General features: G+C 70.6%; 10 protein-coding genes. 3 read left to right on the top strand and 7 right to left on the bottom strand.

From position 1 onward, the window contains the following. Positions 1–325: 325 nt before the first annotated feature. Genes ACFW9D_RS30370 through ACFW9D_RS30360 form a run of 3 tightly spaced genes read right to left on the bottom strand, consistent with a single transcriptional unit; the run spans position 326 to position 3,357 of the window. A complete protein-coding gene (locus tag ACFW9D_RS30370) occupies positions 326–1,504 on the bottom strand; it encodes a D-alanine--D-alanine ligase family protein (RefSeq protein WP_384627151.1) in 1,179 nt (392 codons plus the stop codon). Positions 1,505–1,561: 57 nt separating this feature from the next. Further along, positions 1,562–2,572 (bottom strand): NAD(P)H-dependent glycerol-3-phosphate dehydrogenase, encoded by a 1,011-nt coding sequence (locus ACFW9D_RS30365; RefSeq protein ID WP_384627149.1) that lies wholly within the window; start codon positions 2,570–2,572, stop codon positions 1,562–1,564. Beyond that, positions 2,569–3,357: a 1-acyl-sn-glycerol-3-phosphate acyltransferase gene (locus ACFW9D_RS30360; protein ID WP_188336646.1), complete on the bottom strand. Its 789-nt coding sequence runs from the start codon at positions 3,355–3,357 to the stop codon at positions 2,569–2,571. The genes ACFW9D_RS30365 and ACFW9D_RS30360 overlap by 4 nt, the downstream gene beginning before the upstream one ends. 183 nt (positions 3,358–3,540) lie before the next feature. Between ACFW9D_RS30360 and cofC the strand changes: the two genes are divergently transcribed. Together cofC and ACFW9D_RS30350 are read left to right on the top strand one after the other, a co-directional pair. Next, positions 3,541–4,176, top strand: a complete 636-nt coding sequence (cofC, locus tag ACFW9D_RS30355) for a 2-phospho-L-lactate guanylyltransferase (RefSeq protein WP_384627146.1) — start codon at positions 3,541–3,543, stop codon at positions 4,174–4,176. A 24-nt stretch (positions 4,177–4,200) separates the two neighbouring features. Beyond that, complete coding sequence (locus ACFW9D_RS30350; protein ID WP_384627144.1) at positions 4,201–4,404, top strand: hypothetical protein; 204 nt, start codon at positions 4,201–4,203, stop codon at positions 4,402–4,404. Between the two features lie 78 nt (positions 4,405–4,482). Here ACFW9D_RS30350 and ACFW9D_RS30345 read toward each other — a convergent pair whose 3' ends face one another. The 4 genes from ACFW9D_RS30345 to leuC all read right to left on the bottom strand — a co-directional run bounded on the left by ACFW9D_RS30345 (position 4,483) and on the right by leuC (position 7,874). Then, positions 4,483–5,169 carry an HU family DNA-binding protein gene (locus ACFW9D_RS30345; RefSeq protein ID WP_188336649.1) on the bottom strand — a complete coding sequence of 229 codons (687 nt, stop codon included), beginning with the start codon at positions 5,167–5,169 and terminating at the stop codon, positions 4,483–4,485. A 131-nt stretch (positions 5,170–5,300) separates the two neighbouring features. After that, positions 5,301–5,540: a hypothetical protein gene (locus tag ACFW9D_RS30340; RefSeq protein ID WP_188336650.1), complete on the bottom strand. Its 240-nt coding sequence runs from the start codon at positions 5,538–5,540 to the stop codon at positions 5,301–5,303. A gap of 309 nt (positions 5,541–5,849) precedes the next feature. Then, positions 5,850–6,443: a 3-isopropylmalate dehydratase small subunit gene (leuD, locus tag ACFW9D_RS30335; RefSeq protein ID WP_384627142.1), complete on the bottom strand. Its 594-nt coding sequence runs from the start codon at positions 6,441–6,443 to the stop codon at positions 5,850–5,852. A 6-nt stretch (positions 6,444–6,449) separates the two neighbouring features. Next, positions 6,450–7,874, bottom strand: a complete 1,425-nt coding sequence (leuC, locus tag ACFW9D_RS30330) for a 3-isopropylmalate dehydratase large subunit (protein WP_384627140.1) — start codon at positions 7,872–7,874, stop codon at positions 6,450–6,452. 190 nt (positions 7,875–8,064) lie between these two features. On the opposite strand from leuC, the gene ndgR reads away from it, so the two are divergent. After that, positions 8,065–8,781 carry an IclR family transcriptional regulator NdgR gene (gene ndgR, locus ACFW9D_RS30325; protein ID WP_058942291.1) on the top strand — a complete coding sequence of 239 codons (717 nt, stop codon included), beginning with the start codon at positions 8,065–8,067 and terminating at the stop codon, positions 8,779–8,781. Positions 8,782–8,990: the final 209 nt, after the last annotated feature.

Below are 8,990 nucleotides of genomic sequence, written 5' to 3'. Positions count from 1 at the left end.
ACCCCCACGCACCCGGGCGCACGGGGGGGGGGGGCCCCGTGGGTGTATCGGGGGGCCCCCACCAGCACGCCCACCCCCAGGGGTACCCCCGACTGACCAGCCCCCGGCCCACCGACACCCCGACAAGCCCCGATGAGATGCCGCACGAAGTGCGCATCTCGGGGGCGCGGGGAACTGCGCGCCAAGCCCCCACCACCCCGCGGACAAGCACGAACCCGACAGGCACCGGCCACCCCACCAGCACCGACCGCCCCATCACGCGGGGCCCCGGGACGCGGGCCGGCGACTGTCGCCGGCCCGCACACCCCGAAAACCGGCCGGAGGCCTACCGCAGACCCGTAGAGCGGCGCAGGGCCGCTTCGAGGAGGCGGTCGACGAGCTCCGGGTAGCTGACGCCGGACTCCTGCCACATCCGCGGATACATGGAGATCGGCGTGAAGCCGGGCAGGGTGTTGATCTCGTTGATGACGAACTCGCCGTCCTCGGTGAGGAAGAAGTCCGCGCGGACGATCCCCTCGCAGGACACGGCGTCGAACGCGGCGACGGCCAGGCGCTGGACCTCGGCGGTCTCCTCGTCGGTCAGCGGCGCGGGCACGATGCCGGCCGCCGAGTCGATGTACTTCGCCTCGAAGTCGTAGAAGTCGTGCGACTGGACCGGCGGGATCTCGGCGGGGACCGAGGCGCGCGGGCCGTCCTCGAACTCGAGGACGCCGCACTCGATCTCGCGGCCGACGAGCCCCGCCTCGACGATGACCTTGGGGTCGTGGGCGCGAGCGGTCTCGATGGCCTCGTCGAGCCCGTCGAAGGAGTCGACCTTGGTGATGCCGATCGAGGAGCCGGCGCGGGCGGGCTTGATGAACAGCGGCCAGCCCTGCTCGCCCACGAAGTCGGCGATGCGGCGGCGGGCGCCCTCCTGGTCGTTCTCCCACTCGCGCGGGCGGATCACCAGGTAGGGGCCGACCTTGAGGCCGAAGGAGGTGAAGATGCGCTTCATGTACTCCTTGTCCTGGCCGACGGCCGAGGAGAGCACACCACAGCCGACGTACGGGGTGCCGGACAGGTCCAGGAGGCCCTGGATCGTGCCGTCCTCGCCGTAGGGGCCGTGCAGCACGGGAAAGACCACGTCGACGTCGCCGAGGACCTTGGGCACGGAGCCCGGCTCGTTGTAGACGACCTCGCGGGAGGCCGGGTCGACCGGGAGGACCACGCCGCCCTCGGGCGACTCGGCCAGGTCGGCGACGTCCGGGACCTTGCGGTCGGCGATGGCCATCCGCTCCGGGTCGTCCGAGGTCAGCGCCCAGCGGCCCTCGCGCGTGATGCCGATGGGCAGCACGTCGTACTTGGACCGGTCGATGGCGCGCAGCACGGCGCCCGCCGTGACGACGGAGACACCGTGCTCGGAGCTGCGGCCGCCGAAGACGACGGCCACGCGCGGCTTCTGCCCGCTCGACGAAGCGCCCGACAGGGCGGATGCGGGGCTCTGGGGGAGGTTCTCGCTGCTCATATCGCGTTGAGCGTACCTGCTGGTAGTTCGAGAGTCAGCGCCCGCAACGGGCGTCGCTCAGCGTCGTTCGGGCTTGGCGGAGCGCGACATGAGCTCCTTCAGGGCGACGACCGGCGGCTTCCCCTCGTGGACGATGCCGACGACGGTCTCCGTGATGGGCATGTCGACGCCGTGGCGGCGCGCCAGGTCGAGGACGGACTCGCAGGACTTGACGCCCTCGGCGGTCTGCTTGGTGACCGCGATGGTCTCCTCGAGGGTCATGCCCTTGCCGAGGTTGGTGCCGAAGGTGTGGTTGCGCGAGAGCGGCGAGGAGCAGGTGGCGACGAGGTCGCCGAGGCCCGCGAGCCCGGAGAAGGTCAGCGGGTCGGCGCCCAGCGCGACGCCGAGGCGCGCGGTCTCGGCGAGGCCGCGGGTGATCAGCGAGCCCTTGGTGTTGTCGCCGAGGCCCATGCCGTCGGCGATGCCGACGGCGAGCCCGATGACGTTCTTGACGGCGCCGCCGAGCTCGCAGCCGACCACGTCCGTCTCGGTATAGGGCCGGAAGTACGGGGTATGGCAGGCGACTTGGAGACGCTGTGCGACCACTTCGTCACGGCAGGCGACGACCGCGGCGGCCGGCTGGCGGGCGGCGATCTCGCGGGCGAGGTTGGGGCCGGTGACGATCGCGATGCGGTCCTCGCCGACCTTGGTGACGTCCTCGATGACCTCGCTCATCCGCATGGCGGAGCCCAGCTCGACGCCCTTCATCAGCGAGACGAGGACGGTGCCGGGGGCGAGGAGCGGCGTCCAGGCGGCGAGGTTGCCGCGCAGGGTCTGCGAGGGCACGGCGAGGACGGTGAAGTCGGCTCCGGCGGCCGCCTCGGCGGCGTCGGTGGTCGCCCGCAGGTTCTCGGGGAGCTCGACGCCGGGCAGGTAATCCGGGTTGGTCCGCGTGGAGTTGACGGCTTCGGCGAGCTCGGCGCGGCGGCCCCACAGGGTGACGTCGCACCCGGCGTCGGCGAGCACCATGCCGAAGGCCGTGCCCCACGAGCCGGTGCCGAAGACGGCGGCCTTCACGGGTCGGGTCACTTCTCGCTCTCCTTGACGGCACGGCCGGACGCGGACGCCGAACCCTCGTTGTCCGCCTGCGACTTGCGGCGCTGCTCGATGCGCGCCTCACGCGGGTCGAAACGCTTCTCCGGGGCGGGCTCCCCGCGCAGCTCCGCGACGAGGGAGGTGATCGCGACCATGATGGTCTCGGTGGCCTCCTTCAGGAGCTCGGGCGTGATCTCCCGGTCGTAGTAGGCGGAGAGATCGACGGGCTCGCCCGCCAGCACGTGGTGCGTCTTGCGCGGGAAGAAATGCGGCTTCTTCGCGTACGGGGCGAGGGCCTCGGTGGCACCCCACTGGCCGACGGGGACGACGGGGCATTTCGTCTGCAGGGCCACGCGGGCGACGCCGGTCTTGCCGATCATCGGCCACAGTTCGGGATCCCGGGTGAGGGTGCCCTCGGGATAGAAGGCGACGCACTCACCGCGCTCCACGGCGTCGATCGCGGCACGGAAGGCACTCAGCGCGTTCGTCGTCTCGCGGTACACGGGAATCTGTCCGGTGCCGCGCATCGCGGCGCCCACGAACCCCTTCTTGAAGAGGCCGTGCTTCGCGAGGAATCGCGGGACTCGTCCGGTGTTGTACTGGAAATGGGCGTACAGGAACGGGTCCAGATGGGAATTGTGGTTGACCGCGGTGATAAATCCGCCGTCCGCCGGAATGTGCTCCATTCCGCGCCAGTCCCGCTTGAACAGAACGACCAGTGGTGGTTTGCAGAGGACCGCGGCGAAGCGGTACCAGAAGCCGATTCTGCGGCGGGACACTCGGACACCTTCCTCTAGGACCTGGCAGGCGGTACCTGTCCGGGCCGCACAAGTGTCGCCCCAGGCCACCGGTCTGTCGAGAACACCGTACGCCCCCCTCTGTCGCACCACCGCCCTTGTGCGGACCTGTGCGCACCAGCGCTTTTCATCCACCACACCTCGCGCACAGGTCACAATGGGCGGGTGCAGTGGACCCTGGTGATACCGCTGAAACCCCTGATGCGGGCCAAAAGCAGGCTGGCGCCCGCCGCCGGGGACGTCCTGCGGCCCGGTCTGGCGCTCGCGTTCGCCCAGGACACGGTCGCCGCGGCGACGGCCTGCGCGGGGGTCGGGGATGTGGTGGTCGTCACGGACGACGGGCGGGCCGGGGCCGCGCTCGGGGCGCTCGGGGCCCGCATCGTGCCGGACTCCCCCGGCGCCGGGCTCAACGCCGCGCTGGCGCACGGGGCCGCCGCCGTGCGCTCCCGGCGCCCCACCGCGCCGGTCGCGGCGCTCAACGCGGATCTGCCCGCACTGCGCCCCGCCGAATTGGCGGCGGTGCTCGCCGCGGCCTCCGCTTTTCCGCGGGCCTTTCTGCCGGATGCCGCCGGAATCGGTACGACGTTCCTGGCCGCGGGACCGGGAAGGGAATTGCGGCCCGCATTCGGTGGTGCGTCGCGCGCCCGGCACACGGCCTCGGGAGCGGTGGAACTTCCGTCGGCGGGGGTCGCTTCCGTGCGCCAGGACGTGGACACGGGGGAGGATCTGCGGGCCGCGCTGGCGCTCGGCGTGGGCCCGCACACGGCCCGGGCCACCGCCGGACTGCTGCTCGTGGACTGATCGCGCACTGAGTACGCTGCGGGTATGCAGGCCACCGCGTACACGTACGACTCCGAGTCCCGTTCCGGCAGCGTCCTTATGGACGACGGCACCCCGGTGTCCTTCGACGCCGCCGCGTTCGACGCGGGCGGCCTGCGGCTGCTGCGTCCCGGGCAGCGGGTGCGCATCGAGACGGAGGGCGAGGGCGAGGCCCGCCGCATCGTGCTGGTGACCCTGCAGACCTTCTGAGCAGCGAAAACGCCGCGGGCCGGACTCCCCTGACGGAGTCCGGCCCGGCGTGTGAGCAGCCCTGGGTGGCTTCGGCCCTTACTTCTTGCGGGCGGTGGCCTTCTTGGCGGTCGTCTTGCGCGCCGTCGACTTCTTGGCGGGCGCCTTCTTGGCAGTGGCCTTCTTGGCGGGCGCCGTCTTCTTGGCGGTGGCGGCCTTCTTGGCCGGGGTCGCCTTCTTGGCGGTCGTCTTCTTCGCGGCGGCGGTCGTCTTCTTGGCGGTCGCCGTGGTCTTCTTGGCGGTCGTCTTCTTCGCCGTCGTCTTCTTGGCGGTGGCTGCCTTCTTCGCGGCGGCCGTCGTCTTCTTCGCAGGCGTCGCCTTCTTGGCCGCCGCCTTCTTCGCGGCCGCGGTGGTCTTCTTGGCCGCGGCCTTCTTGACCGTCGCCGAAGCGCCGCCGGTCAGGCTGCCCTTGGGCGCCTTCTTGACCGCGACATCGTTCTTCGGGAGCTTCTTCGAACCCGCGACGAGGTCCTTGAAGCCCTGGCCCGCGCGGAACCGGGGCACGGACGTCTTCTTGACCCGGACGCGCTCACCCGTCTGCGGGTTACGGGCGTACCGGGCGGGGCGGTCGACCTTCTCGAACGAGCCGAAACCGGTGACCGAGACGCGGTCGCCGGCGACCACGGCACGGACGATGGCGTCGAGTACGGCGTCCACGGCGTCAGCGGCCTGCTGACGGCCGCCCACCTTGTCGGCAATCGCTTCTACGAGCTGCGCCTTGTTCACGTCTTCCCCTTCGGAGACATTGCCGGAACGAATCTCTTTCGGCCCGGCTTTTCGCACGTTAGGCAGATATATACCGCAAATCAAACGCGAAACGGGCTAATCACCCTTGTGCCGCAACGGACTCGACTGCCTCAGAGTTCTTCTTCGGTGGACGAACCCTCTTCGAAGTCGTCGAGGTCCGCCATGAATCGCTCCAGCCGCCTTGCCGCTCCGGCGAGATCGTGTTTGGCCGCGGCCGTAATGACCAGCAGCTTCCGGGTCAGCGCCATCCGTACGCCCTCCGGGACTTGCAGTGCGCGCACTCGGGAGTGCGCTTCCTTGAGCTGGTCCGCGACCGCCGTGTACAGCTGGAGTTGGCCGTCGTGTCCCATGCACAGATTGTGCCATCTGGGGCGAGTTGTCGCCTCCGCAGGGGGTAACTCCCGCGCCACGAGGGGCTTCTGGGTCCTCCGGACGGCCCATCGCCGGATAGCCCGCCCGAACCTCCGTTTTCGCCGAACAGCCTTGCTATTAAGGGGAGTTGAGCCCCGAAACGGAGCCCTCCGCGGGCCCGCGGAGGGCTCCTGGGGCCGGACATGGAAGTACCCCCAACCGATGCTCGATTGGGGGTACGGGGCCCTTCGGAAGTGGCCTGAATATGCCTTGCCCGGCAGCGGATCAGTCCGCCGCCGGGCCCGGGATCAGCTCTGGAGGGTCTTCGGCTTGAAGGAGGGGCGCTTCGCCTCGTAGGCGGCGATGTCCTGCTCGTTCTGCAGCGTGATGCTGATGTCGTCCAGACCGTTCAGCAGGCGCCAGCGGGAGTTCTCGTCGAGCTCGAAGGGGGCGGTGACGCCCTCGGCGCGCACCTCGCGGGCCTCGAGGTCGACCGTGATCTCGGCCTGGGGGTCCTTCTCGACCAGTTCCCAGAGCTGGTCGACGACCTTCTGGTCCAGGACGACGGTCAGCAGGCCGTTCTTCAGCGAGTTCCCGCGGAAGATGTCGGCGAAGCGGGAGGAGATGACGGTCTTGAAACCGTAGTTCTGCAGCGCCCACACGGCGTGCTCGCGAGAGGAGCCGGTGCCGAAGTCGGGCCCGGCGACCAGGACGGTGGCGCCCTCGCGCTCCGGCCGGTTCAGCACGAACTCGGGGTCCTTGCGCCAGGCCTCGAACAGCCCGTCCTCGAAACCGTCCCGCGTGACCTTCTTGAGCCAGTGAGCAGGGATGATCTGGTCGGTGTCGACGTTGCTGCGGCGCAGCGGGACGGCCCGGCCGGTGTGCGTGGTGAATGCTTCCATGACTGATCAGACTCCAGCGGCGACGGGGGCGTCGGACAGGTCGGCGGGCGAGGCCAGGTGGCCCAGCACGGCGGTGGCGGCGGCGACCTGGGGCGAGACCAGGTGCGTACGGCCGCCCTTGCCCTGCCGGCCCTCGAAGTTGCGGTTGGACGTGGACGCGGAGCGCTCGCCGGGCGCGAGTTGGTCCGGGTTCATGCCCAGGCACATGGAGCAGCCCGCGTGCCGCCACTCGGCGCCGGCCTCCTTGAAGACCTTGTCCAGGCCCTCGGAGACGGCCTGCAGACCGACCCGCGCGGAGCCGGGAACGATCAGCGCGCGCACGCCGTCGGCGACCTTGCGGCCCTTGAGGATCTCGGCGGCGGCCCGCAGGTCCTCGATGCGGCCGTTGGTGCAGGAGCCTACGAAGACGGTGTCGACCCTGATGTCGCGCAGCGGCTGGCCGGCCTCCAACCCCATGTACTCCAGGGCCTTTTCGGCGGCCAGGCGCTCCGAGGCGTCTTCGTACGAAGCGGGGTCGGGGACGTTCGCCGAAAGCGGGGCGCCCTGGCCCGGGTTGGTGCCCCAGGTGACGAACGGGGACAGCTCGTCGGCCTTGATGACGACCTCGGCGTCGAAGACCGCGTCCTCGTCCGACTTCAGCGTCTTCCAGTACGCGACCGCGGCGTCCCAGTCCTCGCCCTTGGGGGCGTGCTCGCGGCCCTCCAGGTAGGCGAAGGTGGTCTCGTCGGGGGCGATCATGCCCGCGCGGGCGCCGGCCTCGATCGACATGTTGCAGATGGTCATGCGGGCTTCCATCGACAGTTTCTCGATGGCGGAGCCGCGGTACTCCAGGACGTAGCCCTGGCCGCCGCCGGTGCCGATGCGGGCGATGATCGCCAGGATCAGGTCCTTGGCGGTGACGCCCTCGGGCAGCTCGCCCTCGACCGTGATGGCCATGGTCTTGGGGCGGGCCATCGGCAGCGTCTGGGTGGCCAGCACGTGCTCGACCTGCGAGGTGCCGATGCCGAAGGCCAGACCGCCGAACGCACCGTGCGTGGAGGTGTGGGAGTCACCGCACACGACCGTCATGCCGGGCTGGGTCAGACCCAGCTGCGGGCCGACGACGTGCACGACGCCCTGCTCGACGTCGCCCAGGGAGTGCAGGCGCACGCCGAACTCCGCGGCGTTCTTGCGCAGCGTCTCCAGCTGGACCCGGGAGACCGGGTCGGCGATCGGCTTGTCGATGTCGAGGGTCGGGGTGTTGTGATCCTCGGTCGCGATGGTGAGGTCGAGCCGCCGCACCTGGCGGCCGCTCTTGCGGAGGCCGTCGAAGGCCTGCGGGCTGGTCACCTCGTGCAGCAGGTGCAGATCGATGAAGAGGAGGTCGGGCTCGCCCTCGGCGCGCCGGACGACGTGGTCGTCCCAGACCTTCTCCGCGAGTGTCCTACCCATCGCTTTCCCTCCGGCCGGCTCGGTGTGCCGGCACCACTAGAGATTCGGATCGCCTTCGCCCGTACCCCTCGTACCGGACGCCGACGGCCGGGCCCCGTTCTGTCCCGCGGGGCCGGTGTGAGTTCAAGAGTGGCAAGTTCCACGGAAAATTGAACTTGCGTTTCACAGAGTGAGACGGGAGTATCGACGCATGGACAACAGTAGCGGCGTCGGCGTTCTGGACAAGGCAGCCCTTGTCCTCAGCGCCCTGGAGTCCGGACCCGCGACCCTTGCTGGGCTCGTCGCGGCCACCGGACTGGCAAGACCGACGGCCCACCGCCTGGCGGTGGCCCTGGAGCACCACCGCATGGTGGCGCGCGACATGCAGGGTCGTTTCATTCTCGGCCCGCGCCTCGCGGAGCTCGCGGCGGCGGCCGGCGAGGACCGCCTGCTCGCGACCGCGGGCCCCGTCCTGACGCACCTGCGGGACGTCACGGGCGAGAGCGCGCAGCTCTACCGCCGCCAGGGCGACATGCGCATCTGCGTCGCCGCGGCGGAGCGCCTGTCCGGCCTCAGGGACACGGTCCCGGTCGGTTCGACGCTCACGATGAAGGCGGGCTCCTCCGCGCAGATCCTGATGGCCTGGGAGGAGCCGGAGCGCCTGCACCGGGGCCTGCAGGGCGCCCGCTTCACGGCGACGGCCCTGTCGGGCGTCAGGCGCCGCGGCTGGGCCCAGTCGATCGGTGAGCGGGAGCCGGGCGTCGCGTCCGTCTCCGCGCCCGTACGCGGCCCTTCCAACCGTGTCGTGGCCGCCGTCTCGGTCTCCGGCCCCATCGAGCGTCTGACCCGCCACCCGGGCCGGATGCACGCCCAGGCCGTGATCGACGCCGCGGGCCGCCTCTCCGAGGCCCTGCGCCGCTCCGGCTGACGCGGCCGCTCCGGCTGATCCACAACCTGTTCCGTCTTTCCGCCCGTTCCCCGGCCGGTCGCTTCAACGCCGCAGCGACCGGCCGGAGTTGTACGGGCCACATCACACTCCGGAGGAACGAGGAGAGGGGCGTGCCCGCGGTTAGGGGGGGGGGGGGGTTTGTTGGGGGTGCCCCCCCCCCCATGGTAACCGGGCGAGCGCCCGTTGTT

It is taken from the genome of Streptomyces sp. NPDC059524 (assembly GCF_042749255.1).
Taxonomy (GTDB): domain Bacteria; phylum Actinomycetota; class Actinomycetes; order Streptomycetales; family Streptomycetaceae; genus Streptomyces; species Streptomyces xanthii.
The sequence above is the reverse complement of the archived record's forward strand: the minus strand, read 5'-3'. Positions and strand labels throughout refer to the sequence as shown.

Coding starts and splice junctions, on each gene's coding strand:
- ACFW9D_RS30370 (WP_384627151.1), bottom strand. CDS start 1,504: ATGAGCAGCGAGAACCTCCCCCAGAGCCCCGCATCCGCCCTGTCGGGC.
- ACFW9D_RS30350 (WP_384627144.1), top strand. CDS start 4,201: ATGCAGGCCACCGCGTACACGTACGACTCCGAGTCCCGTTCCGGCAGC.
- leuC (WP_384627140.1), bottom strand. CDS start 7,874: ATGGGTAGGACACTCGCGGAGAAGGTCTGGGACGACCACGTCGTCCGG.
- ACFW9D_RS30340 (WP_188336650.1), bottom strand. CDS start 5,540: ATGGGACACGACGGCCAACTCCAGCTGTACACGGCGGTCGCGGACCAG.
- ndgR (WP_058942291.1), top strand. CDS start 8,065: ATGGACAACAGTAGCGGCGTCGGCGTTCTGGACAAGGCAGCCCTTGTC.
- leuD (WP_384627142.1), bottom strand. CDS start 6,443: ATGGAAGCATTCACCACGCACACCGGCCGGGCCGTCCCGCTGCGCCGC.